The sequence below is a fragment of the Croceicoccus esteveae genome (assembly GCF_031846435.1).
Lineage (GTDB): Bacteria > Pseudomonadota > Alphaproteobacteria > Sphingomonadales > Sphingomonadaceae > Croceicoccus > Croceicoccus esteveae.
The window spans coordinates 89,225-115,574 of the sequence record NZ_JAVRHS010000002.1; the positions used below are offsets into that span (position 1 = coordinate 89,225).

General features: G+C 60.3%; 23 protein-coding genes and 1 tRNA gene. 6 read left to right on the forward strand and 18 right to left on the reverse strand.

Annotation, left to right across the window (positions count from 1 at the left end; genetic code table 11):
- Positions 1-951 carry an alpha/beta hydrolase gene (locus RM533_RS03265; RefSeq protein WP_311339785.1) on the forward strand — a complete coding sequence of 317 codons (951 nt, stop codon included), beginning with the start codon at positions 1-3 and terminating at the stop codon, positions 949-951.
- A gap of 40 nt (positions 952-991) precedes the next feature.
- Here the strand turns inward: RM533_RS03265 and RM533_RS03270 are convergent.
- Positions 992-1,068, reverse strand: a tRNA-Arg gene (locus RM533_RS03270).
- A gap of 59 nt (positions 1,069-1,127) precedes the next feature.
- Positions 1,128-1,571 (reverse strand): (deoxy)nucleoside triphosphate pyrophosphohydrolase, encoded by a 444-nt coding sequence (locus RM533_RS03275; RefSeq protein WP_311339786.1) that lies wholly within the window; start codon positions 1,569-1,571, stop codon positions 1,128-1,130.
- 237 nt (positions 1,572-1,808) lie between these two features.
- Between RM533_RS03275 and RM533_RS03280 the strand changes: the two genes are divergently transcribed.
- Positions 1,809-1,970: a Flp family type IVb pilin gene (locus RM533_RS03280; RefSeq protein ID WP_311339787.1), complete on the forward strand. Its 162-nt coding sequence runs from the start codon at positions 1,809-1,811 to the stop codon at positions 1,968-1,970.
- 110 nt (positions 1,971-2,080) lie between these two features.
- Here RM533_RS03280 and RM533_RS03285 read toward each other — a convergent pair whose 3' ends face one another.
- From RM533_RS03285 to RM533_RS03305, 5 genes are all read right to left on the reverse strand, one after another.
- Complete coding sequence (locus RM533_RS03285) at positions 2,081-3,448, reverse strand: M48 family metalloprotease (RefSeq protein WP_311339788.1); 1,368 nt, start codon at positions 3,446-3,448, stop codon at positions 2,081-2,083.
- A gap of 323 nt (positions 3,449-3,771) precedes the next feature.
- Positions 3,772-4,728 carry an acetyl-CoA carboxylase carboxyltransferase subunit alpha gene (locus RM533_RS03290; RefSeq protein ID WP_311339789.1) on the reverse strand — a complete coding sequence of 319 codons (957 nt, stop codon included), beginning with the start codon at positions 4,726-4,728 and terminating at the stop codon, positions 3,772-3,774.
- Between the two features lie 45 nt (positions 4,729-4,773).
- Positions 4,774-5,679 carry a tyrosine recombinase gene (locus RM533_RS03295; protein WP_311339790.1) on the reverse strand — a complete coding sequence of 302 codons (906 nt, stop codon included), beginning with the start codon at positions 5,677-5,679 and terminating at the stop codon, positions 4,774-4,776.
- A 16-nt stretch (positions 5,680-5,695) separates the two neighbouring features.
- Positions 5,696-7,711, reverse strand: a complete 2,016-nt coding sequence (locus RM533_RS03300) for a hypothetical protein (RefSeq protein ID WP_311339791.1) — start codon at positions 7,709-7,711, stop codon at positions 5,696-5,698.
- Positions 7,708-7,863, reverse strand: a complete 156-nt coding sequence (locus RM533_RS03305; RefSeq protein ID WP_311339792.1) for a hypothetical protein — start codon at positions 7,861-7,863, stop codon at positions 7,708-7,710. Before RM533_RS03305 ends, RM533_RS03300 begins: the two co-directional genes overlap by 4 nt.
- A gap of 164 nt (positions 7,864-8,027) precedes the next feature.
- Here RM533_RS03305 and RM533_RS03310 point away from each other — a divergent pair, with 164 nt between their 5' ends.
- On the forward strand, positions 8,028-8,591 hold the full coding sequence (locus tag RM533_RS03310; RefSeq protein WP_311340151.1) for a shikimate kinase: 564 nt from the start codon (positions 8,028-8,030) through the stop codon (positions 8,589-8,591).
- The gene (gene aroB, locus RM533_RS03315) at positions 8,588-9,739 is read left to right on the forward strand and encodes a 3-dehydroquinate synthase (protein WP_432265016.1); all 1,152 of its coding nucleotides are present in this window, start codon (positions 8,588-8,590) and stop codon (positions 9,737-9,739) included. The genes RM533_RS03310 and aroB overlap by 4 nt, the downstream gene beginning before the upstream one ends.
- Here aroB and RM533_RS03320 read toward each other — a convergent pair.
- From RM533_RS03320 to RM533_RS03370, 11 genes are all read right to left on the reverse strand, one after another.
- Positions 9,736-10,260 (reverse strand): DUF421 domain-containing protein, encoded by a 525-nt coding sequence (locus tag RM533_RS03320; protein WP_311339793.1) that lies wholly within the window; start codon positions 10,258-10,260, stop codon positions 9,736-9,738. The two genes, aroB and RM533_RS03320, sit on opposite strands and share 4 nt — an antisense overlap.
- A gap of 56 nt (positions 10,261-10,316) precedes the next feature.
- On the reverse strand, positions 10,317-10,862 hold the full coding sequence (locus tag RM533_RS03325; RefSeq protein WP_311339794.1) for a DUF421 domain-containing protein: 546 nt from the start codon (positions 10,860-10,862) through the stop codon (positions 10,317-10,319).
- 26 nt (positions 10,863-10,888) lie between these two features.
- The gene (locus RM533_RS03330) at positions 10,889-12,916 is read right to left on the reverse strand and encodes an acetyl/propionyl/methylcrotonyl-CoA carboxylase subunit alpha (RefSeq protein WP_311339795.1); all 2,028 of its coding nucleotides are present in this window, start codon (positions 12,914-12,916) and stop codon (positions 10,889-10,891) included.
- 62 nt (positions 12,917-12,978) lie between these two features.
- Entirely contained in the window at positions 12,979-13,968 is a 990-nt protein-coding gene (gene bioB / locus RM533_RS03335) for a biotin synthase BioB (RefSeq protein WP_311339796.1), read from the reverse strand.
- The gene (locus RM533_RS03340) at positions 13,965-15,239 is read right to left on the reverse strand and encodes an O-acetylhomoserine aminocarboxypropyltransferase (RefSeq protein WP_311339797.1); all 1,275 of its coding nucleotides are present in this window, start codon (positions 15,237-15,239) and stop codon (positions 13,965-13,967) included. Before RM533_RS03340 ends, bioB begins: the two co-directional genes overlap by 4 nt.
- On the reverse strand, positions 15,236-17,473 hold the full coding sequence (gene scpA, locus RM533_RS03345; protein ID WP_311339798.1) for a methylmalonyl-CoA mutase: 2,238 nt from the start codon (positions 17,471-17,473) through the stop codon (positions 15,236-15,238). The genes RM533_RS03340 and scpA overlap by 4 nt, the downstream gene beginning before the upstream one ends.
- A 17-nt stretch (positions 17,474-17,490) precedes the next feature.
- Entirely contained in the window at positions 17,491-18,279 is a 789-nt protein-coding gene (locus RM533_RS03350; RefSeq protein WP_311339799.1) for an enoyl-CoA hydratase-related protein, read from the reverse strand.
- A complete protein-coding gene (mce, locus tag RM533_RS03355; RefSeq protein ID WP_311339800.1) occupies positions 18,279-18,719 on the reverse strand; it encodes a methylmalonyl-CoA epimerase in 441 nt (146 codons plus the stop codon). The genes RM533_RS03350 and mce overlap by 1 nt, the downstream gene beginning before the upstream one ends.
- 86 nt (positions 18,720-18,805) lie before the next feature.
- Positions 18,806-20,332, reverse strand: a complete 1,527-nt coding sequence (locus tag RM533_RS03360; protein WP_311339801.1) for an acyl-CoA carboxylase subunit beta — start codon at positions 20,330-20,332, stop codon at positions 18,806-18,808.
- 213 nt (positions 20,333-20,545) lie between these two features.
- Entirely contained in the window at positions 20,546-21,337 is a 792-nt protein-coding gene (locus RM533_RS03365; protein ID WP_311339802.1) for a family 16 glycosylhydrolase, read from the reverse strand.
- Positions 21,334-22,086 carry a class I SAM-dependent methyltransferase gene (locus RM533_RS03370; protein ID WP_311339803.1) on the reverse strand — a complete coding sequence of 251 codons (753 nt, stop codon included), beginning with the start codon at positions 22,084-22,086 and terminating at the stop codon, positions 21,334-21,336. The genes RM533_RS03365 and RM533_RS03370 overlap by 4 nt, the downstream gene beginning before the upstream one ends.
- Before the next feature lie 339 nt (positions 22,087-22,425).
- On the opposite strand from RM533_RS03370, the gene RM533_RS03375 reads away from it, so the two are divergent.
- Together RM533_RS03375 and RM533_RS03380 are read left to right on the forward strand one after the other, a co-directional pair.
- Positions 22,426-23,598 (forward strand): acyl-CoA dehydrogenase family protein, encoded by a 1,173-nt coding sequence (locus RM533_RS03375; RefSeq protein ID WP_311339804.1) that lies wholly within the window; start codon positions 22,426-22,428, stop codon positions 23,596-23,598.
- A 152-nt stretch (positions 23,599-23,750) separates the two neighbouring features.
- A complete protein-coding gene (locus RM533_RS03380) occupies positions 23,751-26,222 on the forward strand; it encodes a TonB-dependent receptor (RefSeq protein ID WP_311339805.1) in 2,472 nt (823 codons plus the stop codon).
- The last annotated feature ends 128 nt before the right edge of the window (positions 26,223-26,350 follow it).

Below are 26,350 nucleotides of genomic sequence, written 5' to 3' on the forward strand. Positions count from 1 at the left end.
ATGCTTGAAGAAAAGCTCAGCATCCCGATTTCGCTCGCCGGGGATGACGATGGCCAATTCGCCGTCACCTTTTTCCGGCCGGAGCGGCAGCCAAGTGGCATCTGCTTTTTCTGCCTTCCCGGCGGCGGCACTTCGTGGCGCTATTACGATCTTGGCATGGCAGAGGGCTTTGATCTGAGTTTTGCCCGCCGCATGACAGCGCTCGGGCATTGCGTGGCTGCCATGGACAACCCCGGTACCGGCGACAATGCGCTTGGTGCCGGGCACGCTTTCCTGAAACCCCGCATAGCCGCGGAATATGTCGTGCAATGTGCATCGCATGTCCGCCGGCATATGAACGAACTGGTTTCGGAAAAGGCCACGACAATGATCGGCGCAGGTCATTCGATGGGCGGCATGATGATCGTGCTTGCACAAGGTCACGCCCACTCTTTTGACGCCGTGTGCCTCATGGGATCAAGCGCGGGTGGGTTGGACTGGGGACTGGATGAACATGAACGGCAGTTTGTCGGCCATGCGCAGGAACTGGAACGCGCCTTGCCCGAACTGGTCGCCCGGAAGTTTGATGGCGAGTTTCCGCTTTTTTCCAGCGGCCCCGATGCAAGCTCCGCAATTTTCGCAGGTGAGACGCCTGCTGCAAACGCCTTGCTGTGCAGCGCGATCGGTCCGCTTTACGCAGCAGGCGGCATCATGGCGATGATCAGCGGATCGTTTGAAAAAGAAGCGTGTGGACTGGATTGTCCAGCGTTCTTCCTGTTCGGCGGCAATGACATCGGCGTCCCGCCCACAGAAGCCGTCAGCGGATTTCCCGCACTGACGGACGTTCGCCTGCTGGTGCTGCCCAATACCGGCCACAACCATTTTGGCTACCGGTCGATGGCGTCATTCACTGCACGGTTGGACCGCTGGGCCGAAGAACTGTCAGGGCTTCCGGGAAACCCCGACCCATGATGGGGCATTTTCAGCTGCAATATCGTTGAACCGGGGGAAGTGGCGCGCCCGGAAGGATTCGAACCTCCGGCCACCTGATTCGTAGTCAGGTACTCTATCCAGCTGAGCTACGGGCGCGCTGCAGGGCGGCAGTTACGCGCGGTGCTTCCCCTTGGCAAGCCCTTCCGACAGGAAAATTAGCCAAGCAGCGCGAGACGCAGTTGCGGCACGAGCAGTCGGTCAAGCGGCGCCAGATCGAGTCTGCAAATCGCGGCGGGTTGGCAGGAGGCTGTTGCCGCTCCATTTAGCGCCTGCGGCTCACCAGTCCATCTGCGGCACACGTACAGCAGCAGGACGATGCCGCAGCCTTCAGGACCGGCATCGGACGAAGCTACAAAGCCGGTTGGCATCAGGTCCTGCTCTGCAATTCTTATTGAAAGTTCCTCGGCAAGCTCACGTGTCAGTGCGGCGGCAGGCGTTTCGCCCGGCTCCACCTTGCCGCCTGCAAACTCCCACCGGCCCGCGTGATGTGTTCCGGGTGGCCGGCGATGCATGATTATCGCGCCGTCACGTTCAACAAGCGCGCAGGACACGACCAGCATTGGCAAAGCGTTGCCTGCGCTATTCTTCAGATCGGTCAACGGTTTGTTAACTCCATTGGGCCAGATTGACCGGCAGGGCATGCTGGATTCGCAACGCGGCAATATGCCTTTGTGCAAAACGGAGACGGAAGGAACCTTTGTCATGCAACACATGCTCCTGCCGTCGTCCCGGCACTAGGCCATGCTGCCTCAAGCGCATCTGACCGGTCACGCGGGCTGGGCTGCAGACCATGATCTGCCCGCAGTCAACATTTACCCTTGCCAAGGAGAAGCCTCATGAAAGTTTTTAAGGATATGCTGCGTGACGAAAGCGGCGCGACCGCGATCGAATACGGATTGATCGCGGCACTGATTTCCGTCGCCTGTGTTGCTGCGTTGGGTACTGTGGGTACTTCGCTTAACGATAAATTTACAACGGTATCCACTGAACTGGAATAATGAGTTCCAACCATTCTTGAGCGGCAAGGGCGGCGAGCAATCGCCGCCCTTTCTGTTTAACAATTCTGTGATGAGTTACCAGCAATCTGCCAAAGGCGTTCCCACACCGATCAATAGGTAACGATCTTCACCTTGTCCCCAGCCCGCAACGGCGAGTTTGCCTGCAGCGAATTCAGCACCAGAAACCGCTCTACCTGGTAATCGTCATAAGCCATGCGCTGCGCCAGCGACCGGATCGTATCGCCAGAACGGATCGTCACCACATCCAGCTTGCGCGGCTTGATCGCGGCTGCCTCGCTGGCTGAGATGCGGCGCATGCTGTTGAACATCGGGTTGAACACACCTGTCTGTCCCGAAGGTGCGATGGTGATGAAGTGGAACGCCTGATTGCCTGAAAAGGCATAGGCGAACACCGTCACGTCCACGTTGGATCTGCCATTGTTGACACGTGCTGTTCCGTAAGCCGCATTGAGCCCGTTGACCGTGGTGTTCTGGATCGATCCTGGCTGAATCTGGGTGCCCTGCCCCGACAATTGCGCAAAGGCACCCTGCACATAAGACGACAGATTGCCGTTATATGGCCTAGTGGTAAGCTGCGCCTTGCCGGACTGGCCACTGATCGAAACAGCAGACGTGCCGTTCACCATGAAGAAGCCCTGCGGCGCTTTGAAAGCAAATTTGAACACCGGGTGGACAAAAGTTGACCCGTTCACCACCCCTTGTTGAGGATCATCGCCGATCATCATGCCGTCGACATTGGCGAGGAACACGTCCCGGTTCAGAACGCTGCCTTGCTTTCCTTGCGCTTCCTGCAGCGCTTCATTGACCCGGCTTGCCGGGTCGGGGTGAGTCGATGCCCACTCGGGGACCGCACCATCGCTGCGGCCCGAGGTGCGGGCATCAAGCGCGTTCTGTTCAGCCAGACTGCGCAGAACCGTCGCCATTGCCCGCGGATCATATCCCGCGCTCGACAGATAAGCGATGCCAAGGTCGTCCGCCTGCCGCTCCTGGCTGCGGGAATAGCCAAGCGTCAGCAGCTGGCTGCCTGTCGACGCCACCTGCTGGCCAAGCTGGCCGAGCGCATTGTTGCCCAGCAACACACCGGACAGGATGGAGCCGACCGCGCCCAGCAAGGAGTTCTGCTGTGCCGCCTTCTGTCTTTGTTGCGAATGACGGGCGGCGACATGGCCGACCTCATGCCCCAGAACCGCGGCAAGTTCGGCCTCATTGTCCATCAATCCGACCAGCTGACGAGTGGTGTAGATGTACCCGCCGGGAATGGCGAAGGCGTTGTTCACAGGCGAATTGAGAAGCGTCACGGTATAGGCGCTCTGCGCATTGGCGAGCCCCGATTGAACAGCGATGTTCTTGCCCACCTGCTGCACATAATTGGTCGCAGGACCGTTGTAGGCGCCGCCAAATTCCGCCAGCAATTGGGGATGTGCCTGCGCGCCCTGCTGCCGCTCCTGTGCAGTCATGCTGGCAGCCTGTCCGGGGGTCACTGGCGCAGTTGCAAGGCCGGCACAACCCGCCAGTGCAAGCGGCAGCATGCACGTGGAAGCAAACAGCCGCACGCGACCACAGGTAATATTCAAAAGCGATATGCGCACGCGTTAGCTCCCCTCACGATTGTTCCGGACGGCAAGGTGCTGTCTCCCGCAAGGGAGCGCTCCTTTTCCATCCTGCTTGTTCCTGCCAAAAACCCAGTACGATGCAAAATCGTTCCCGCAGTCGCCTTCACGCGGTAAAACAGGATGCTTGTCCTGCCTGTAAAATCCTGCCTGTAAAACCGCTTCAGAAATCAGGCTGCCGATCCCAGCGCCACAAAGCGTTCGTCCCGCATCTGGCGCAGCGAAGCAGCGTCAAGGCCGATCAGCATGTCGAGTTCGCGTACCAGCGCTGTGCCCAATGCCTTGGCAGCAGCCTGCGGGTCGCGATGTGCGCCGCCAAGGGGTTCGGGGACGATGCGGTCGATCACCTGAAGCCGGATGAGATCCTGCGCGGTGATCTTCATGGCCTCGGCGGCTTCGGGAGCCTTGCTGGACGTGCGCCAGAGGATGGAGGCACACCCTTCGGGTGAAATGACGGAATACACGGCATGTTCAAACATCAGCACCCGTTCCGCACTTGCCAGGGCAACGGCCCCACCCGAGCCTCCCTCGCCTACTATTGCAGCGATCATGGGCACAGGTAAATTGAGGCAGGCCTCGGTCGCTCTGGCAATGGCCTCAGCCTGGCCGCGCTCCTCCGCTTCGACCCCGGGAAACGCGCCTGACGTGTCGACCAGCGTGATCACCGGCAGGCCGAAGCGCCCGGCAAGCTCCATGAGCCGAATGGCCTTGCGATACCCTTCAGGCTTGCCCATGCCGAAATTGTGCCGCAGCCGGCTTTGCGTATCATTGCCTTTTTCGTGCCCGATAAGCATCACGCGCTGCTCGCCAAGGCGTGCAAAGCCGCCGATGATGGCGCGATCGTCGCCAAATGAACGGTCCCCGCCAAGTGGAACAAAGTCGCTAAAGATGTGGCCTACGTAATCATGAAAATGCGGCCGCGCCGGATGCCGGGCTACCTGCGTTTTCTGCCATGGCGTCAGTGAGCGGTAGATCGTGGCAAGCTGGGCCTGCGCCTTGGCCTCCAGCTTGGCAACTTCCGCCTCGATGTTGACAGGCACATCGCTGCGTTCGCCTGTCTGGCGCAGTTCGGAGATACGGGCCTGCAATTCGGCCAGCGGTTTTTCAAATTCCAGGTAGCTGATCATCGGATCCAGTCCGCTAGGGTTCGCGCCGATCCGCGTCAACGCACATCATGGCTGCAGTCCCGAAGAAGACCTTAGCGGATGACGATCGTTGACCAGCGCAACCAGACGCGCGGCATCGACATGGGTGTAGATCTGGGTGGTGGCGATATCGGCATGCCCGAGCAGGGTCTGCAGCACGCGCAGATCCGCACCGCCTTCGAGCAGATGGGTCGCAAAGGCATGCCGCAACACATGCGGGCTCACCGCCTCGGCGGAGATCCCGGCACCAACCGCCAGCTTTCGCAGCAGTTGAAACAGCCTCACGCGCGAGATGTGCTGTTTACGAGAGGGGAACAGGAAGCGTGACTGCGCCTGGGGAGTTGTGGCCCGGATGGTGAGCCAGCGGGCCAGGGCGAGCTTTGCCCGTCCGCTGATCGGCACCATCCGCTGCTGCCCGCCCTTGCCTTTCACGGTAAGCAGCGGTGCGTCACGCGGGACCGCATCCAGCGGGAGGGAGACAAGCTCGGTTGCGCGCAACCCCGATCCGTAGAGCAGTTCCAGAAGGGCCAGCATGCGCACGGCCAGCAGCTCACCGCCAGCTGCATCTTCTTCTGCCTGCACCAGCAACCGCTCCACATCGGTGTGGCTCAGGACCCGAGGCAAGGGACGCCTGTTGCGCGGGCGCGGCAATGCCTCCGAAGGATCGTCGGCGCGAAAGCCCTCGTCACACAGAAATCCGTAGAACTGGCGCAAGGCGGAACAGCGCCTGGCAAGGCTCGACGGTGCAAGATCCGCCCATGCCTTGCCAAGGGCGGCAAGCTCGTGGGATTGCGCGTTGGCAAGCGCGGGCAGGATCTGCTGCGCCGCCGCCAGGTCGCTTGCATACGCTGCCAGCGTATTGGCCGCTGCGCCGCGGTCAACCGCCAGCATCGTCAGGAAATCCTGAACTGCATCAGCGTCACCCGAAGTCATGGGCAAAGCTGCCCTTTCACCCGCGCGCCACTGCCTCTGCGGCGATCATGCGGGCTTCTGCCTCAAGGCCAGATGCCTGCAACGCGGCGATCATGCTGTACAGGAAGAACGGCGTCATCTTGCTCCAATCCTGCCCCTGCATACCAAGGGCGGCCAGAAAAGCGACAAGCGGCTGGTTGCCTCTTTGTCCTGCCTGGCCAATTGCCTGGCTCCACCGTGTGCGCCGGTCCAGGTCAAAACCAAGCTCATCGGCAAGTTCACGCGCATCACCAGCATCGAGACGATCAAGGCCGGCAAGCCCCGCCACCAGGAACGACGCCTTGCGGTTGCTTACCTCCTGATTGTCGACAAAGCTGCGGAGCGCACCTTCACTTGTCTGGCTGGTCGGCGCAGGGTCTGCGAGCGTCAGCAGCGCCCAACCCAAGGATCCGGTCGGCACCGTCTCTGCCCAGCGCATCGCGTTGCGGTCCAGACCCGCCGCAAGCATCGATCCGATGAGCGGTCCGGCGGCGTCTGCAAACTGCTCCGCCGGAGGCAGCCGCGCTGCCGCATAAGCCGTAAGCACCATGAAGCCATAGCGGTCATTATCATCCGCATCGTCCCAGATGGACCGGATCGCGGTAAGTCGCCCCGCCGGAGCAGCAACGTAAGCCTCCCGCAGGAGCGTGGCGCGGGATTTGACGTCCTTATCAAGATCAGCCGCTTCATAAAGGCGGGAATACAGATCCACGAGCGCCGTGCTCGACAGGATACCTGCCGAAGCCGCTGCCTGCGCCGAATGCGACCGATTGACGATATCGACACTGGGCGATGTCGCAGCAAGCAGGGCAAAACGCCGCCCGCCGTTTGCCATCAGTTTTTCAGGTACAGCGGCGCCTGTGGCGGTTGCCAGCGCGAAACGCCAGAGCGTCAGGTCATCGACGTCGTCCCACTCGATGGTGACAGCACGACGCTGGGCACCGAACGCTCCTGCGTATTTCTGGGCCAGAAGCACGTCGATCGCCGGCTCTTCTGCGCGGCGCAATGCTTTTTGCAGCCGGGTCATGCCGGATGCTTCACCTGAATAGGTCGCGCAGATTTCACGCAGCAATTGCCATTCTGCATCGTCGCGCGAAGGCCCGTGCAGGCGTACCATCGGACATGCGCCAGTAATATCGCCTGTCGCAAGATGCGCTTCATACGCGGAACCGATCAGCGCGGGAGAATAGTCGCCGGTGTCGATCTGCTGCACAAGCGCGCGCGCCACTGTTCCCTCTCCCAGGCGGAGCAGCAGGGCAGAGCGCAATGCCGTAAATTCTGCTCCATCAAGGCCGGCAGGGTGGTGAAGCCTGCTCGCCAGCGCCCGACGCAGCAGGATGTGCCCCCATCGCGATACCAGCGGCGCCTGGATCCCGGCAAGCACATTGCGTACAAAAGTGCCTGAAATTCCGGCCAGCGAGTCCTGTGCCATGCCGCGCTCGCCAGGCCCAAGCAGACCCACTCTCAAGGTGCTGCGGCGCACGGACGCTGGAATGTCGACGATTGGCGACAAGCCGAGCAGCTTGTCCAGTTCATCTGTTTCGGCCGCATCAAGGCTTTGCCCGTCTCGCAGCCGCGCCAGAATTGATCGGGCTCGCGCCACCTGTTCCAGTGCCGCAGCGCGGGCATCTTGTGCCGCCTGATCGCCACCGCTCGCCTGCTGGACGGGCTGGCGGGACTCGGCTGCCGAAGTATTCCCCGGTGCAGGCGACGCGACGCGACGTGGTTCGACAGGACGCGGCGATACAGCAGGCGGACGGGCGGCGGGTGGCGGGGGACGGCTCTCGCTGGCAGGAGCAGCGCGAGGACCGCCTTGATTGTTCTGCGGTGCCCGACCGGCTGGAAGTGGAGTGGCAGGTGTCGCATTGGGAGCCGGCGGCCGTGAAGCTGGCGCCGGCGGCGCAGGATCTTCCATGCCGGGCGGGAGGAGCGATCGCGGTGCGTCCTGTGCCTGCAATGCCACCAGCGGGGCCCCTGCAAGCAACGCTGCTATAATCATCGTGCGACGGTTCATTGTCCGGCTCCCGGCGTCAGCACGACCTGCTGCGTGATGAGGCGCGGCTCTACACGTCCTGCATCGATGAAGGCATAGAGGAGGACAAGCAGCAGCACCGCTCCTGTCACATAGATACTTTTGACATCCAGCATTTCGTCCTGCCGCCGCATCAGGTCCAAACTTGCGCCTTTGTCCGGACCTGTTTCGAGGAACCGGCACCCCTGCGCTTGCGCCGGTGCCTAGCGCATCTATAGGCATTGCTGCAATGGACGACGCACACCATCAGTCACGCGGGCGATCAGGTTCTGCAAACCTGCCCGACCCCTTGCGGCGCATGCCGTCTCCCAAAGACATTGCACAGCTTGCGCGGCGCATTGACCGCCCGATCGTGCTGGTCGGCTTGATGGGGGTTGGCAAATCCACGGTAGGGCGCAGGCTTGCACATGCGCTGGGCATGAACTTCGTGGATGCCGATGAGGCCATCGTCGAGGCAGCGCAAATGCCGATTGTCGATATCTTCCAGAATCTGGGCGAGCAAGGATTCCGGGCCGGAGAACGGCGGGTGATCGCGCGGTTGCTCCGGCAGGACAGCGGCAGCAGCGCGGTAATTGCGACAGGCGGCGGTGCGTTCGTCGATCCAGAAACGCGCAGGCTGATCCTCGATCAGGCAATTGCCGTATGGCTGGACAGCAACATCGATGTGCTGGTCAGGAGGGTAAGCCGGCGGCAGCACCGCCCATTGCTCATCGATCGCGATCCACGCACGGTCCTTACGGCATTGGCGAAGGAGCGCGGCCCGGCCTATGCACAGGCGCCAATCCGGGTGGTCAGCGACAACGGTCCGCATTCCCATACGGTCGCCCAGATCCTTCACGCCTTGCTGGAGCATACGCGATGACCCTTGTGCATGACGTGGCGGTTGCTCTTGAAGGACGGGCCTATGATGTGAGAGTAGGTCGCGGGCTGATCGCCGACATCGCGCAGCATTGCGACGGATTTCTGCACAAGCCGACGGTGCCGATCATCACCGATGTCAATGTGGCGCAGCTTTACAAGGATGTGGTCGAACGCTCACTTGCCGGGGCAGGCAGGCAGGCTAGGTGGCTGATCCTCCCTGCGGGCGAGGCGACCAAGGTCTGGCAGCGGCTGGAACAGGCGGTGGATTTCCTGCTCAATGAGGGCGTCGATCGCCAGGACAACATCGTTGCGCTTGGCGGCGGGGTCATCGGCGATCTGGCCGGGCTTGCCGCTGCAATGGTGAAGCGGGGCTGCGGGTTCATCCAGGTTCCCACCACTTTGCTGGCGCAAGTTGATTCCAGCGTTGGTGGCAAGACCGCGATCAACACCGCTGCGGGCAAGAACCTAGCCGGAGCCTTTCATCAGCCATCGCTGGTGCTTGCCGATGTGGCCGCGCTGTCCACCCTGCCGCTACGGGAACTGCGCGCAGGCTATGCCGAAGTAGTGAAATACGGATTGATCGGCGACGCTTCCTTCTTCAGCTGGTGTGAGCGGCACGCAACTCACGTGCTTGGCGAGACTGACCAGACTTTGAGCGAAAGTGCGGTGGAAGGCAGCATCGCAGAGGCACGTCAGCAGGCGATTGTTCATTCTGTAACGGCAAAAGCACGGATCGTTACGCGCGACGAACGCGAAACGACTGGCGAGCGGGCATTGCTCAACCTTGGCCATACCTTCGGTCATGCTCTTGAGGCAGAAACAGGTTATAGTGACCGCCTGCTGCACGGTGAGGCAGTTGCCGTCGGCATGGTGCTTGCCGCGCGCTATTCCGTGCGTTCAGGCTTGATGGAAGCCAGTGACGCCGATCGGATAAGCCGCCATCTTTCCCGCTCCGGCCTGCCGATCAGCCTCGCAGCGCTGGAACTCGACTGCAGCGGAGCTCAGCTGGCCGATCATATGACGCATGACAAGAAGATGGTGGGCGGCAATCTGCCATTTGTGCTGATGCGCGGAATAGGCAAGGCATTCCTTTACAGGAATGTCGCGCTTGCCGATGTTGCCGCCTTCCTTGACGCCGAATTGGCCTAGCTGCTGCGTTCATCGGGGCCGAGCACTGAGCGCAAGGCACTGCATTGTGCTGCACTTTGCGCGCAGATCACGCTTAACTTGCCGTTCGATTCCACGACGACGGCAGTTACATCCTCGATCCGGCCATGGCCATTCTTGCGAATGGCGGCTTCGACTTCGGCACGGGTTATGCCTTCCCGTTTCAAGGCATTCTCGTGGATGACACCATCTGTCAGCAGCAGCCGTGGCGGAGAGCGGACCAACCGTGCAAAGCGAGCCGATTTGCGGCACATGGAAGCCACCAGACCCTGCAGGAGCAGGAGCCCTGCCACCGCGACCAATCCGTCGATCAACGCTGTTCCCGGTTGAAGAATTATAGACGCAAGCAAAGCGCCAAGCGCCACTGTCACGACAAAATCGAAGGGATTGAGCTTGCTGAGCGAGCGTTTGCCGGCAATGCGCAGCACGATGATCAGGCAGAGATAAGCTGCCACTGTCATCAAGGCGGTACTCACCACACCGGACCACGGATCAGGAAACATGATGTATCGTGGTCGATGATGGAAGATCGGTCATTGCCTCGATGATCTGCGTTTGCCTATTTGCCATTTTCGTCTGCTGTGTTGCGCACATCATCAAGTGCGCTGCGCGTCGTCGCCTTGGAATGGGCAATGACGCTGAACGTGCCATCGCTTTCCAGCACGACCGCAGCAATATCCTCAAGGTCGGCGAAGCCATGCTTGCGAATTTCAGACATTACTTCACTGTGGGTCACGCGCTCATCGTGCAGCGCCTGGTGCAGGAATTCCCCATTTTCCAGGATCAGCCGCGGATCTGACCGGATCAATTTCTTGAATCCATCGCGGCGGACGGACAATTTCGATACGATCCACTGCAATCCGCACAACATCACGAAAGCCATCATGCCTTCGGCAAAGGCAATGTCCTTGGACAACAGGATGCTGGCAAGCGTGGACCCCAACGCGACTGTCACGACAAAATCGAACGCGTTCAATTTTGCCAGCGATCGTTTGCCGACCATGCGCAGGATGATGATCAGCCCGACATAAGCGCACAGCGTCATGACGATGACGCGTTCGACCCCGAACCAGTTGTCCCAGAACATCGAGCCCAAGGTATCCACCGACGCCTCCCTCTACCTTGCCGCCGTCATTCCAGTTCCAGGATGATCGCGTCGACAGCCAGGCTTGAACCTTCTTCTGCGTTGACGGTTTTTACTGTCCCTGCCTTTTCAGCGCGCAGGATGTTTTCCATCTTCATGGCCTCCACCACAGCAAGCGGCTGGCCCGCTTCGACCCGGTCGCCGGGCGCGACATGCAGCGCCACCAGCAACCCCGGCATGGGGCACACGAGGAATTTCGACATATCGGGCGGCGTCTTTTCGATCATGTGCCGCTGATACGGGGCAAAACGCGCCGGCAAGATCCGCAAGCGATGACGTGCTCCGCGCGTGGTGAGGACAAGACCTGTCGCCACCGCTTCGATGCCGACCGACATGGTCTCACCTGCATCATCACCATCGCCACTGTCAAAAACGGCATGTGCCATCCGCTGTCCGGGCGCATATTCCATGGCAAGATCGACCGGCTGATCATCGACAAGAATGCTGTCGCCTGAGACGATGACCCGCATGGAGACATCTCCTGACGCGACAATCCAGTCACTCGGCGGGGACAGACGATCGCCCAGCTGACCATCTGTGCGGCGGGCCCGGTCCGCCCGCGCGGTCGCGACAAAGGCGCCGATCGCGGCCAGCCGGTGCAGCAGCGTGGCATCTGCGGGCGCGCCTTCGAACCCGTCGGGATACTCCTCTGCAATAAAGCCGGTGGTCAGCTCGCCAGACCGGAAGCGCGGATGCTGCATGATTGCGGACAGGAAATCGATGTTGTGGCCGAGCCCCTCGATTTCGAACGCGTCGAGCGCCGCAATCTGCAGATCGGCTGCCTCGTCACGGGTTTCGCCCCAGGTGACCAGCTTTGCGATCATGGGATCGTAGAACATCGACACTTCGCCGCCTTCGCGCACCCCATCGTCGACGCGAATGCCGTCAACACCGCGCAATCCGCCTTCCCACCCGTGCACCGGCGGATCATAGCGCACCAGGCGGCCCGTCGACGGCAGGAACCCGCGATACGGATCCTCGGCATAAACACGGTTCTCGATCGCCCAGCCGTCGATTTTCACATCGTCCTGCGTCATGACCAGCTTTTCGCCGGCAGCGACCCGGATCATCTGTTCGACCAGATCGACACCGGTGATCGCTTCGGTCACCGGATGCTCGACCTGCAACCGCGTGTTCATCTCAAGGAAATAGAAGCTTTCACCGGTGGGGTCGGCGCCTGACACGATCAGTTCCACCGTGCCCGCGCTATAATAATCGACCGCGCGCGCCAGTGCGACGCATTGTTCGCCCATCGCCTTGCGCATCTTTGGCGTGACAAAGGGGGATGGCGCTTCCTCGACGACTTTCTGATGCCGGCGCTGGATCGAACATTCGCGTTCGTTAAGATAGATGATGTTGCCGTGCTTGTCGCCCAGGATCTGGATCTCGATGTGGCGCGGGTTTTCGATGAACTTCTCGATGAACACCCGGTCGTCGCCAAAGGAGTTCAATCCTTCGCGCCGGGTCGCCTCGAACCCTTCGCGCACATCCTGCTCGCTCCAGGCCAGCCGCATGCCCTTGCCGCCGCCGCCCGCGCTCGCCTTCATCATGACCGGATAGCCGATCTCGGCCGCGATGCGCACTGCATGCTCGGTATCGGTGATCTCGCCGACGAAACCCGGCACCACATTCACGCCCGCCTTCATCGCCAGCTTTTTCGATTCGATCTTGTCACCCATCGCGGCAATGGCGTTGATGGGTGGACCGATGAATGCAATGCCGGCCGCATCGAGCGCCTCTGCAAAGCTGGTTCGTTCAGACAGGAAGCCGTAGCCCGGATGCACCGCCTGCGCGCCGGTCGCCTTGGCAGCGGCAATGATCCTGTCTGCAACGAGGTAGCTTTCGGCCGCCGGTGAAGGTCCGATATGCACTGCCTCGTCCGCCATCGCCACGAAAGGCGCGCGCGCATCGGCGTCGGAATAGACGGCCACGGTTGCGATCCCCATCCGCCGGGCGGTCTTCATGATACGGCAGGCGATTTCACCGCGATTGGCGATCAGGATTTTCTTGAACATCGGCATTGGTCTTTCATCTGGCATACTGCGGCCGGGGCCGAATAACTTGGACTTGGCGACTGTCAGGTCATTGCCGGCTCTGCAACAGGCGCGGCGCTAAGCCCCAGCCGCTCGAGCAATGCGTCATCGGCATCATCGCCTGCGTTATCAGCAGTAAGCAACCGGTCACCCGAAAAAATGGAGTTGGCACCCGCCAGGAAACACAGCGCCTGCGTCGCATCGCTCATGCTCTCGCGCCCGGCGGACAGGCGGACCATGCTGGCTGGCATGGTGATCCGCGCCACCGCAACCGTGCGGATAAACTCGATATCGTCGATCCGGGCCAGCGGCGTATCGGCCAGCATGTCGCCAAGCACCGTGCCTTTTACCGGCACCAGCGCATTCACCGGCACGCTTTCGGGATGCCGCTCCATGGTGGCAAGGGCATGGATAAAGCCGACGCGATCGTCACGGGTTTCGCCCATGCCAACAATCCCGCCGCAGCATATTTTCATCCCTGCCGCACGCACATGGTCGAGCGTTGCCAGCCGATCTCCGAAACGGCGGGTCGTAATGACCCGGTCATAATAATCGGGACCGGTGTCAATATTATGGTTGTAGTAGTCGAGCCCCGCATCGGCCAGTTGTTCCGCCTGCTCTGTATCCAGCATGCCGGCCGTCATGCAGGTTTCTAGCCCCATCGCCTTTACCTGCCGCACCATTTCGGCAAGGGCCGGCATGTCGCGCGGCTTCGGGTTGCGAAAGGCCGCACCCATGCAAAATCGAGTGCTGCCGCTGTCCTTTGCCTGCGCGGCGGCCTGCAACACCTGCCGCACGTCCATCAGCTTCGTGGCCTTGACCCCGCTTTTCGCCGACGTGCTTTGCGAACAATAGCCGCAATCCTCGGGGCAACCGCCGGTCTTGATCGACAGCAGGGTGGAACGTTGCACGACATCGGGCGCATGATGCATACGATGCGTCTGTGCGGCGCGGAACACCAGGGCGGTGAACGGCAGGTCGAACAATGCGGCGATTTCGCCCATGGTCCAGTCGTTGCGGATCACGTGGGTCATACAGCGGACAGCGCCCTGTCAAGATCGGCGATGATGTCGTCGATGTGCTCGATCCCCACTGCGACCCGCACGACATCGGGACCGGCGCCGGCCTCCCTCTGCGCCGCCTCTTCCAACTGGCGGTGCGTGGTGGAGGCAGGATGGATGATAAGCGAACGCGTGTCGCCGATATTGGCCAGATGGCTGAACATCCGGACCGAGGAGACGAGCTTCACACCGGCGTCATAGCCGCCCTTCAGGCCGAAGGTGAACACCGCTCCGCCTTTTCCACCCAGATATTTCTGCGCCAGCCGGTGATAAGGATCGTCGCTCAATCCCGCATAGGAGATCCACGACACATCCGACCTGTCCTGCAACCATTTGGCCAGCGCAAGCGCATTGTCGCACTGCCGCTCCATCCGCAAGGCAAGCGTTTCCATGCCGGTCAGCGTCAGGAACGCGTTCATCGGCGCCATCGCAGGACCAAGATCGCGCAAGGCCAGCGCGCGGCATGCAACGATGTAGCCAAGCTCTCCCAACGCTTCTGCAAAGACCATGCCATGATATGAGGGGCTGGGCTGCGACATTTGCGGGAACTTGTCGCTTGCGGTCCAGTCGAACTTGCCGGAATCGACGATCACTCCGCCGACCGCATTGCCATGCCCGTTCAGGAACTTCGTCGTCGATTGAACCACGATGTCGGCGCCGTGTTCGATGGGACGGCACAGCACGGGCGACGCCATGGTGTTGTCGACGATGAGCGGAATGCCCGCCGCATGGGCAACATCCGCGATTGCCGCGATGTCGGACACCACGCCACCGGGATTGGCGAGGCTTTCGATGAACACCGCGCGTGTGCGATCGTTGATGGCGGCGGCGACATTTGCGGGATCATCCGCATCGACGAAATGCGTGTGCCAGCCAAAGCGCTTGAACGCATGTCCCATCTGGTTGAGCGAGCCGCCATAAAGCTTGCGCGCGGCGACGATTTCGCAGCCCGCCTCCATTAACGGGTGCAGCGCCAGCAATTGCGCCGCGTGACCCGATGCGACCGCAAGCGCGCCCACGCCGCCTTCCATGGCCGCGACTTTGCCTTCCAGTGCAGCGCAGGTCGGATTGTTGATCCGGGTATAGATATTGCCGAATTCCTGCAGATTGAACAGGCGGGCGGCGTGATCCGCATCGTCAAAAACGTAAGACGCGGTCTGATAGATTGGCGTAATCCGCGCTTTTGTCGTCGGGTCGGGCTGCGTCCCTGCGTGGACGGCAAGCGTTTCCTGCCTCTTGGTCATGCGGCGTCCTCTTCCTGTGCGGGCGGCATGTTGTGTCCCAGCAGCCGCAACATGTCGGCTGCGCATTCCACGATGTTGGAGCCCGGCCCGTAAATGCCCTGCACGCCCGAATTGCGCAGGAATTCATAATCGGTCGACGGAATTACTCCACCTGCTGTCACGATGATGTCGCTGCGTCCTTCATCCTTCAACAAGCGAATCAGTTCAGGGATCAGCGTCTTGTGCCCGGCAGCCAGCGATGATGCGCCCACGATGTCGACATCCCGGTCAAGCGCGAGCCGCAGCGTTTCCTGCGGGGTCTGAAACAAGGGCCCGGTGGTTACGTCAAAGCCCATGTCACCAAAGGCCGACGCGACGACATTGGCACCTCTGTCATGCCCGTCCTGGCCCATCTTGGCCACCAGCACACGCGGCGCACGATCCAGCCTGCGGGTGACCGCTTCCACGCCGTCTAGCACGGCCTGGTACCGTGCGTCGCCGGCATAGGCCTTGCCGTAGATGCCTTTGACCGGCTTGGGCATGGTTTCATACCTGCCGAAAGCCCGTTCCATTGCATCCGAGATTTCGCCTAGAGTGGCTCGAACCCGCGCCGCATCCACAGCGAGCGCCAGCAGATTACCGTCGCCTCTTGCACCAGCTTCCAATGCGGAAAGTGCCGCACGGCATCGCGCCTCGTCGCGTCCGGACCGCGTCTGCTCGAGCCGCCGGATCTGCGCTTCTCGAACCGCGGTGTTGTCAATGTCCAGCGTCTCGATGCTGTCTTCATTGTCCAGCCGGAACTTATTGACGCCGACGATCACGTCCTCGCCCCGATCAACGCGGGCCTGACGCGCGGCGGCGGCTTCCTCGATCATGCCCTTGGGCCAGCCTGCGGCAACGGCCTTGGCCATGCCACCTTCTGACTGCACCCGTTCGATGATCGCCCACGCCTCGTCCACCAGCCTGCTGGTCAGCGCCTCGACGTAATAGGACCCGCCCAGCGGATCGACCACATTAGTCATCCCCGTCTCTTCCTGCAGCACGATTTGCGTGTTGCGGGCAATCCGGGCGGAAAAATCGGTGGGCAGCGCGATCGCTTCATCAAGCGCATTGGTGTGGAGCGATTGCGTCCCGCCCAGCATGGCGGCCATCGCCTCGACCGTGGTGCGGATGACGTTATTGTAGGGGTCCTGCTCGGTCAGCGAAACGCCGCTGGTCTGGCAATGGGTGCGCAGCATCTTCGACCGTTCGGATTGCGCACCCAGTTGCGTCATCGCGCGATGCCAGAGGGTGCGGGCGGCGCGCAACTTCGCCACTTCCATGAAGAAGTTCATGCCGATGGCGAAAAAGAACGACAGCCGCCCGGCAAACCTGTCTATGTCCAGCCCGGAATTGACGCCGTAGCGCACATATTCCATGCCGTCGGCTATGGTGAAGGCCAATTCCTGCACCTGCGTCGCGCCGGCTTCCTGCATGTGATAGCCGGAAATGGAGATGCTGTTGAACTTGGGCATGTGGTCCGCCGTATAGGCGAAGATGTCGGAAATGATCCTCATGCTGGGTTCAGGGGGATAGATGTAGGTATTGCGGACCATGAACTCCTTCAGGATGTCGTTCTGGATCGTTCCGGTCAGCTGGTCGGGCGCGACGCCCTGTTCCTCGGCCGCGATGATGTAGAAGGCAAGGCACGGGATCACGGCGCCGTTCATGGTCATCGACACGCTCATCTTGTCGAGCGGGATCTGGTCGAAGAGGATCTTCATGTCCTCGACACTATCGATGGCGACGCCAGCCTTACCGACATCGCCCACCACGCGTGGATGATCGGAATCGTAACCGCGATGCGTTGCCAGATCAAATGCAACTGACAGCCCTTTCTGGCCTGCGGCAAGATTGCGCCGGTAAAAAGCATTCGATTCTTCGGCCGTGGAGAAGCCTGCATACTGCCGGATCGTCCATGGCCGGCCGGCATACATGCTCGCCTTCACGCCGCGGGTATAAGGCGCTAAACCCGGCAGACCAGGTTCCCATCCCGTCACATCCGCCTTGGTGTAAAGCGGCTTGACTTCGATACCTTCGGGCGTTTGCCAGGCAAGATCGCGCCCCTTTACTTCCTTGCCGGCAAGCTGCTGCCAATCGGCAAGCGTCGGGGCGGTCGTGTTGATCGTTGGCGAAGGCGGCGAACTTGCAGATACAGCACCGCTGTCCTCGCCTGTGTGCTGCTCGATCGTGGGCTTGTCGGAACTGCTGTTCATCATCTGATCCCTTGGCCTCAGCGGCCTTTGAAAACAGGCACACGCTTCTCGCCAAAGGCGGCCAGCGCTTCCCTGAAATCTTCGGTGAACCCTGCCTTGCGCTGGTTCACGCATTCATTCGTCAGCACATCAACGAGGCTGGCATCAACCGCGTGATTAACCTGGGCGCGGATCATGCCGATCGCCTTGCCCGCGCCTTTGGCGAGGCGTGCAGCGATCGACTGTGCTTCGGCGAGAACCGTCTCGTCGTCGACGACGCGGGTCACAAGACCGATGGTCTGCGCATCCGCTGCCGTCATCTTCTCGCCCAGCAATGCCATTTCCATTGCCCGTGCGCGCCCCGCCGAACGGGCAACCAGCCATGTGGCACCCGCGTCGGGGACAAGCCCGATATTGACAAACGCCAGCAGCAGATACGCAGAACGCGCTGCCACCACAACGTCTCCGGCCAGCGCGAGCGCGAGTCCCGCGCCGACCGCGGGACCGTTCATCGCGGTAATCACCGGCACTGGCAGCGCCATCAACCGCAGGATGAAAGGATTGTAATGCTGCTCCAGGATGTCGCCAAGATCTTCGGGCAAGCCTTCGTAACCTGCGCCATCGGGCATGAGGTCGGCGCCCGAACTGAACGCCCGTCCCTCCCCCGTCAGCACGATGGCCCGCGCACCTTCATCCAGCGATGCATCGATCGCGGTATTCAGTTCGGCAAAGACATTGGGGGTCAGCGCGTTCAGCTTGTCCGGTCGCGCGATCGCCAGCGTGGTGACCGCATCCACCGTGTCGGCGGTGATGAAGCGATAAGCCATCAGTGCGTCTCCTCACGCAGTGTCTCCATGATCTCGGTCAGGATGCCTTGCATATCCTTGGGGTGCAGGAAGAAGATGGGTGTGCCATGCGCGCCCGTCCGCGTCGGGCCGAGGATCCGCTTGCCCATCGCTTCGAATTCGGCACGGGCTGCGGCGATGTCCGGCACTTCATAGCAGATGTGGTGCTGCCCGCCGGCTGGATTCTTCGCCATGAAACCGGCGACGGGCGACTGGTCGTCCAGCGGCGCGAGCAGTTCCACCTGCGTGCCTTCAGAGCCGCCGTGGCCGGGTGTATGAACAAAACAGACGCGCACACCCTGTTCGGGAAGATCGAACGGGCGGGTCACGACCGCAGCGCCCATGGTTTCGCGGTAATGCACGATGGCGGCATCGATGTCGGGCACCGCGACCCCGACATGGTTCATCCGGCCAAGTTTCATGTCAGCACTCCCACGACAACGCTGATGATCACAATGATGGCGATAAAGATCAGACCGAACCGGGCAAGCTTCGTCATGCGCGCTTCCTACAGCGGGATGTTGTCATGCTTCTTCCACGGGTTTGACAGTTCCTTTGTGCGCAGTTTGCGCAGACCCAGTGCGATGCGCCGCCGTGTCGAATGGGGCATGATGACCTCATCGATGAACCCTTTGGACGCAGCGACGAACGGATTGGCGAAGCGGTCTTCGTACTCCTTCGTCTTGTCCCCGATCTGGTCGTCGGACAGGCCGCGAAAGATGATCTCGACTGCTCCCTTGGCGCCCATCACCGCGATTTCCGCTGTTGGCCACGCATAGTTCAGATCGCCGCGCAGATGCTTGGACGCCATGACGTCATACGCGCCGCCATAAGCCTTGCGCGTGATGACGGTGATTTTGGGCACCGTCGCCTCGGCATAGGCGAACAACAGCTTGGCGCCGTGCTTGATGATGCCGTTATGCTCCTGCGCGGTGCCGGGAAGGAACCCCGGCACGTCGACGAAGGTCAGGATGGGAATGTTGAACGCGTCGCAAAAGCGCACGAACCGCGCCGCCTTCTTGGCCGAATTGATGTCGAGCACGCCGGCCAGCACCATCGGCTGGTTGGCGACGACGCCCACGGTGCGCCCCTCCACCCGGCCGAACCCGCAGATGATGTTGCCGGCATGCCTTGGCTGCACCTCGAAGAAATCGCCTTCATCCAGCGTCTTGCGGATGATTTCGTGCATGTCGTAAGGCTGATTGGCATTTTGAGGAATGATCGTGTCGAGGCTGTCCTCGACCCGGTCCCAAGGATCGTTGGTCGGACGGACCGGCACATCCTCCCGGTTGGACAATGGCAAGAAATCGAAGAACTCACGCGCCTGCAGCAGTGCGACAATGTCATTCTCGCACGCGAGGTCGGCTACGCTGGTCTTGATCGTGTGCGTGCTTGCCCCGCCAAGCTCCTCCTGCGTGACGACCTCGTTCGTGACTGTCTTTACCACATCGGGTCCGGTCACGAACATGTAGCTGGAATCCTCCACCATGAAGATGAAGTCCGTCATGGCCGGCGAATAGACCGCCCCGCCCGCGCACGGCCCCATGATGAGCGACAATTGCGGCACCACGCCTGACGCCATGACATTGCGCTGGAATACTTCAGCGTAACCGCCAAGGCTGGCGACACCCTCCTGAATCCGTGCGCCCCCGCTGTCGTTGAGCCCGATCACAGGCGCACCCATCTTCATTGCCGCGTCCATGATCTTGCAGATCTTTTCAGCGTGGCGCTCGGAAAGTGAACCGCCGAACACGGTGAAATCCTGGCTGAAGACATAGACCAGCCGTCCGTTGATGGTGCCCGAGCCGGTAACCACACCGTCGCCCGGAATATGCTGCTCATCCATGCCGAAGTCGGTGCAATTATGCTCCACATACATGCCGGCCTCTTCGAAGCTGCCTTCGTCGAGAAGAATATCCAGCCGTTCGCGCGCGGTCAGCTTGCCCTTGGCATGTTGCGCGTCAATGCGGCGCTGCCCTCCACCCATGCGGGCAGCTTCGCGGCGGCGTTCAAGTTCGGCGATATTCGCTGACATGCGGTTCTCCAAGCAGGCTGGCGGGCCGTTTTCGTGCACAGGATCGACTGCGCCCCGCCCGACGATGCGCAGCGATATGGCGCAGGTATCCCGCCTGTGTCCAACATCAATTTGCAAAATCCGGCAATGCGCAACAAGCTTGCCGTATCATCACGCACCTGCCGCACAGGTATAAGGTCCGGGCAGAAGCTCTGGCTGGGCTCATACGGCAACTCAGCCGGCGCAGCCCCGCCCCGGTCTGTAATCCTCCCAGTAACCGATGCAGGTAAACACGGCTGATGTCGGCAATGCTGCCTTGTCGAACGGGCCCAGCCAGTCAGTCAGCGTTTCCGATCCCCAAAGCGAGATCATGATCTTCTGCTGCTCGGCTGGAAGCGGGACCTTGGCGCCCTTTGCTTCATGGACAAGCTTGCCGTCCACATACCAGCGGATCGCATCGGGTTGCCAGTCAAACCCATAGACATGGTATGAATCGGTAGCGTCGAAGCCCAGCGCAACTTCCTTGGAAATCTTCTCGTCGCCCTTGAAGTAGGTCAGCAGGACGTGGCGCGGCCGTTTGCCGACGATTTCGACATCTATCTCGTTCCACTCCTTCTTCCAATGAGGTCCGATATACGTAAAAAAGCCGGTCACTATACCGCTGCCGGGCGCAGCCTTGAACCTTGCTTCGTAATATCCGTGACCGTAGCGGTCGATGCTTTGCACCTCACCACCGGAAAAATTTGCCTTGTCGGTCTTGTTCGCCGCAAGTGTGAGATGCAGCCCATCCTCGATCCGCACCTGCGACTTGCGCCAGTCGTTCGCTGTCCATGACCCATTCGACCAGCCGTCCGATACGCTCCACCGCTTTTTGTCGAGCGTTTCCAGCTGATCGAGAAATGCGGGCGCACCGGCAACAGGCGGCGTCCGCGCAACGGTAGGCGTGCCCGTCAGCGCGACGGTTGCGCCAATGGCGACCAGTCCTGCTGCAAGAGCGACTGTGGTTCGCGTCGTTTTGCTGATCATTTCCGAGCCTTTTGCAATTCCATCATGACGTGCCACGCATACCAGCGAACCGGCGTTTTAAATAGGGCAGCGTCCAACTCGCCCAGTAGCGCCAGCATGCGATCACCAAAGCTGGTGTCGCGCACGGGAACCGACAAGATGGTGGTACGGCCGCAAAACGTCAGCATCCAGGCTCCGAAATGCCGTTCTGCAAGCATGAAATCAGCCCGCATCAGTGGATGTTCGTCGATGGTGCGTGCCTGCGGCGTATGCTCGCGATCGAAGTTGAGCAGAACATTGTGGCCGAGCGGTTCCCAGAAGATTGCCGTGCCACCCGGGCGCAGCACGCGTGAGAGACTTCTGTAGCACGTTGCAAGATCCAGATGGTGGATGATGCCTCTGCCGAAGATCAGATCGAAGCTGTTGTCCGCAAATCGCAGTTCCTCGGCGGTCATGACCATGAAGCAGGTATTGTCGAGCCCTTGTTCCCGCGCTGTATGGGCAGCACTATCCACCGCCACCTGTGTTATATCAATGCCGGTGAGTGTCCTGGCACTGCTGGCGACGAGGTGGCGCCGCATTGCTGCTCCACAGCCATATTCAAGCAGGTCAGCATTCTTGGCCAACCGCCTCACCCGGCTTCCGAATCCCTGCGAACCGTGCTTTATTGCGGCATAGAAGCTTTCCTGCTCGCCGCGCGTCTCGTCGGTGAACCGCTGATCATGGAACCGGCGTTCGTTTTCCAGTCGCTGGAGCGACCCGTTCTCCATCGCCATCCTCCCGGTTTCCGGTCCGCATACCGGTTTCGATCCTGGCGCATGGATCCGAGATTTCAGACGCAGGTTCTGGATTAGGCACGCCAGCATCCTACACCACGCTCGCGTCGCGATCGCAGGAGGGTGCAAGTTGTTCCGGATCGGGACGGCATGAGAAGCCGGCGTGCGCCATTGCGCTGGTCCTGCCGACAATTATGCAACAGTTTTATAGATTGTGCCGACAAATGAAGCAGAAAGCGCATTCTGCGGAACCAATCGGCGGATACGCTACGAAAACAGTTTACGGCGAGTTGCGATTATGTGATAATTGCGCATCTTTGCAGGAGTTCGACTATGGCCGACGCCGCACGTGCTTTTCCCACTGACGTTTCGCAGCAGACTGGTTTGACAGGATTCGACGAAGCGCTTGCCGTCGTTGCGCAAAACAGTCAGAAGACGCGTGAACAACGCAAGGTTGCGGACGAAAGCATCGAAGCCTTGCGCAAGACCGGCTTCATGCGTGCCCTGTTGCCCGCCCGCTGGGGCGGACTGGAAATGCGGCCGCAGGATTTTTTCCGGGCGCAGGTTCAGGTGGCCGAAGCCGATATGAGCACGGCTTGGGCAGGCGGCATCATTGCAGTGCATCCTTTTCAGATCGCCTTGATGGACGAACGTGCGCAGCATGACGTCTTTGCCGACAATCCCGACACGTATGTTTCAAGCTCGTACAATCCGGTTGGCGCCAAGGTGGAGCAGGTTGACGGCGGCGTGATGCTGTCTGGTCGGTGGGGCTGGAGTTCGGGTTCGGAACATTGCACATGGGCGCTGCTTGGCGGCGTGGTTGCAGGTGAAGGCTATCGCACTTTTCTCGTCCCGCGCAGCGATTATGAAATCGAGGACACCTGGTTCAGCATGGGCCTGCAAGGCACCGGCTCCAACGATGTTGTCATAGCTGAGCCGGTTTTCGTACCCGACTATCGCTCGCACAAGCAGGTCGATGGTTTCAACGGCGTGCACAATCAGGAATCTGCTCTTTACGACCTGCCGTGGGCGCAGGTGTTTATCCGCGTGGTGTCCTCGGCATCAATTGGCGCTGTGAAGCATGCATTGTCGCTGTTCATGGAAAATTCCGCCAACAGCAGCACCGACGCAACCAAGATGCAGAATGATCCTGACATCACGCGACGTCTGGCCGAAGTGCGCAATCTGGTTTCCGAAGTCGAAAGCGTCATGTACGCCAATTTCGATGCGATGATGGACTTGCTGGAAGCAGGCAAAACCATTCCGATCGAGGATCGGGTGCTCTACCGTTATCAGGCCAGCCTCGTCATCGAAAAGATGATCAAGGCGGTTGACCTTCTGTTCGACGTTGCAGGCGGGCGCAGCGTATTTACCGGCTCTCCGATCCAGCAATTGTGGAACGATGTGCATATCGGCCGCGCGCATGTTGCCAACAATCCGGTCGGGTTCGGGCGAAACCTTGGCGGCGTCATGCTTGGTGGCGAAAACAAGGACATGTTCATCTGAGAACGACCTGACGCAAGACCTTTGAGGGGCTGACCTGCGCGTCAGCCCCTCAATTTCTTTTTCTCAATGCCATTTCCATGGCTTTTTTTTGCAAATGAGTGGCCGTCCGATGTGTGGCGGCTCTTGTCTTGTCTTTTTTACAAGGATCATGAATGTCACAGATGGTGCGCAAGATGTCGTTCGTTCTGCTTGCCGGGAGCAGCCTTGCAGGATGGTCCGGTGCCGCGCTGGCCCAGGACGACAGCGCTGCAACAGCTGCACCCTTTGCAGCAGAAGAGCCTGTACAAAACACCGGCAACGTCATTCTGGTCACCGCCAACAAGCGCAGCGAAAACCTGCAGGACGTGCCGGTCGCCATCTCGGTCCTTGGTCAGGAGCAGCTTGAAGTTACAGGCTTCAGCGATATTCGCGATATCAGCGCCCTTGCACCAAACCTTTCGGTCAGTCCCGGTACCGTTAACCCCGCAGCGACCGTGGTGGCTATTCGCGGCATCACGACCGGCGGTGACGAATCGCTGACGATCGACCAGTCGGTCGCGTTGTACATCGATGGCATCTATCTGGCCCGCTCCGCAGCTTCGGCGGTCTTTTCAAAGGACGTGGAAGCAGTTGAAGTGCTGCGCGGCCCACAGGGCACGCTGTTCGGCCGCAACTCCACAGGTGGCGCGGTCAGCTTCCGCATGCGGCGCCCGGAAAACGACCTCGGCATCGATGTCGAAGCGGGTTACGGCAATCAGGACAGCCGCAGTGCGCTTGTCCGCTTGAATACCGGCAATCTGATCGATGACAATCTGCGGCTCTCCTTCACCTATGCGCACGATCAGAACGACGGTTACGTCGACAATCTGCTGACCGCTGGCGACAACAAGGATCCTGGTGCCAGCAATATCGATGCCGGCCGTTTCGCTCTTGAAGCCGATCTGGGGAACACGGGATCTGTTTATTATTCGTTCGACTACACGGATTTCCGGGCCACTCCCGTCGCTTTCCAGACGACCGTTGCATCGCCGACCGTGCAGGGATTTCTCAACAATGCGACGACCACTCCGGGCTGCGATCTTGATATCGTACAGGAACGACGCGACGCGTTCTGCCTGGACGATGCCGTACCTGTTGCCAGCAAACTTTACGGACATGTCCTGAAATTCGAAAACGACTTTGGACCCGTCACGGTGCGCTCGACGACTGGCTGGCGCAGCTGGCGCAGTGATGAGCCGGGAACCGATCTTGACGGGTTTGGCGCAGTCACAGGCCCGCAATTCTCCAATGAAACCTTGTTCAACGGTCTTCCAGCCGACCTGATCAGGCCGATCGTGGGTGCCGGCGCTGATTTCGTGTCGGGTCTTGCTGTCCCCACCACCACCACGTCCTTGTTCGAGACGGTGAGTGAGCGCAGCCAGGATCAGATCAGTCAGGAACTGGAAATCGTGTCGAACAACGCTGGTCGGTTCAACTGGGTTCTGGGCGGTTTCTACTTCTATGAGACGGCGGATGAGTTCAGTGCGCAGAGCATCGGCGTGGTGCTTGATGTCGATCAGATCCTGCGCTTCAATCCCAATTTCGGCCCGTTGGGTCCCATCTTGGCGGACGCCCTTTCTCCCGAAGACCGGTACCGTCTCTTGAACACCGTTGCGTTGGTCGATTACAAGACATCGGCTGAATCCTATGCCGTCTATGGTCAGGGCGAATATCGCCTTGGGGATGAGGAGCAGCTCGGCGTGACGGTCGGTCTGCGTTACACATGGGACAAGAAGAGCATTCGGCAGACCAAGCCATTCACCAACCTCGCCGACGCCGATTACAGCGAGCCGACCGGGCATGTCACCGTGGATTATCGCGTCACCGACGACATCAATGTTTATGCCAAGGCATCGCGCGGGTATCGGTCAGGTGGGTTCAACATCCGCACTTTGCAGGATCCCTTCGAGCCGGAAATCCTGATGTCGTATGATGTCGGCATCAAGACGCTGTTCTGGAATAACCGCATCCGGCTCAACCTTGCCGGGTTCTACTCCGAATATACTGATCAGCAGATCAGCCAGCCCGTCAGCAACCCTGCCGGAGGTGGCTTTGGCGTGATCGTGGCCAATGCCGGTGAAACGCATTATAACGGCGTCGAAGGTGAATTGTTCATCGAACCTATCGATGACCTGACGTTCAGTGGCTCCTTTGGTTATGTCGATCGGGATTTCGTCACCTATCCGCTCACCCAGGCAGATGGCACCGTGATCGATATCGCCGATTCCGTACTGTCGGAAGTAAATACCCCCAACATTACGGCCAGCGGCGCGGTTCAGTACCAGTATTATCTCAGCAATGAGATGTTTGTGCTGGCTCGGATTGCGGCAACTTACGAGGGCGACCATTACTTCTTTACCACCCCGCAGACGTCCACCTTTGCCCGGGATCTTGAATCGCGTGCCAGAACGCTCGTCGATGCGCAGCTTCGTATCGGCAACATTCCGCTTTCGGGTGACAGCACCGCTTTCGTGCAGTTCTGGGGTAAAAACCTGTTCGACAAGGTGCATGAAGAGCGGGCAGTCGATTTTGGCCAGCTCGGCTATGGTGGCTTCTACTTTGGCCGCGATCGCTCCTATGGCGTGACGGTAGGCGCAAGCTTCTGAATTTTCAGGGAAGCGCTGGAGATCACAGGAGAGGCCCGGCCATGCTGCCGGGCCTTTTCCATAGGAGCCGACCGCGCAGCTCGGAAGATTGCTGCCAAAGGGGCTCTACTCCGTGATGACGAACGGGA

Coding starts and splice junctions, on each gene's coding strand:
- RM533_RS03265 (WP_311339785.1), top strand. CDS start 1: ATGCTTGAAGAAAAGCTCAGCATCCCGATTTCGCTCGCCGGGGATGAC.
- RM533_RS03280 (WP_311339787.1), top strand. CDS start 1,809: ATGAAAGTTTTTAAGGATATGCTGCGTGACGAAAGCGGCGCGACCGCG.
- RM533_RS03285 (WP_311339788.1), bottom strand. CDS start 3,448: ATGACTGCACAGGAGCGGCAGCAGGGCGCGCAGGCACATCCCCAATTG.
- RM533_RS03290 (WP_311339789.1), bottom strand. CDS start 4,728: ATGATCAGCTACCTGGAATTTGAAAAACCGCTGGCCGAATTGCAGGCC.
- RM533_RS03295 (WP_311339790.1), bottom strand. CDS start 5,679: ATGACTTCGGGTGACGCTGATGCAGTTCAGGATTTCCTGACGATGCTG.
- RM533_RS03300 (WP_311339791.1), bottom strand. CDS start 7,711: ATGAACCGTCGCACGATGATTATAGCAGCGTTGCTTGCAGGGGCCCCG.
- RM533_RS03305 (WP_311339792.1), bottom strand. CDS start 7,863: ATGCGGCGGCAGGACGAAATGCTGGATGTCAAAAGTATCTATGTGACA.
- RM533_RS03310 (WP_311340151.1), top strand. CDS start 8,028: ATGCCGTCTCCCAAAGACATTGCACAGCTTGCGCGGCGCATTGACCGC.
- aroB (WP_432265016.1), top strand. CDS start 8,588: ATGACCCTTGTGCATGACGTGGCGGTTGCTCTTGAAGGACGGGCCTAT.
- RM533_RS03320 (WP_311339793.1), bottom strand. CDS start 10,260: ATGTTTCCTGATCCGTGGTCCGGTGTGGTGAGTACCGCCTTGATGACA.
- RM533_RS03330 (WP_311339795.1), bottom strand. CDS start 12,916: ATGTTCAAGAAAATCCTGATCGCCAATCGCGGTGAAATCGCCTGCCGT.
- bioB (WP_311339796.1), bottom strand. CDS start 13,968: ATGACCCACGTGATCCGCAACGACTGGACCATGGGCGAAATCGCCGCA.
- RM533_RS03340 (WP_311339797.1), bottom strand. CDS start 15,239: ATGACCAAGAGGCAGGAAACGCTTGCCGTCCACGCAGGGACGCAGCCC.
- scpA (WP_311339798.1), bottom strand. CDS start 17,473: ATGAACAGCAGTTCCGACAAGCCCACGATCGAGCAGCACACAGGCGAG.
- RM533_RS03350 (WP_311339799.1), bottom strand. CDS start 18,279: ATGGCTTATCGCTTCATCACCGCCGACACGGTGGATGCGGTCACCACG.
- mce (WP_311339800.1), bottom strand. CDS start 18,719: ATGAAACTTGGCCGGATGAACCATGTCGGGGTCGCGGTGCCCGACATC.
- RM533_RS03360 (WP_311339801.1), bottom strand. CDS start 20,332: ATGTCAGCGAATATCGCCGAACTTGAACGCCGCCGCGAAGCTGCCCGC.
- RM533_RS03365 (WP_311339802.1), bottom strand. CDS start 21,337: ATGATCAGCAAAACGACGCGAACCACAGTCGCTCTTGCAGCAGGACTG.
- RM533_RS03370 (WP_311339803.1), bottom strand. CDS start 22,086: ATGGAGAACGGGTCGCTCCAGCGACTGGAAAACGAACGCCGGTTCCAT.
- RM533_RS03375 (WP_311339804.1), top strand. CDS start 22,426: ATGGCCGACGCCGCACGTGCTTTTCCCACTGACGTTTCGCAGCAGACT.
- RM533_RS03380 (WP_311339805.1), top strand. CDS start 23,751: ATGTCACAGATGGTGCGCAAGATGTCGTTCGTTCTGCTTGCCGGGAGC.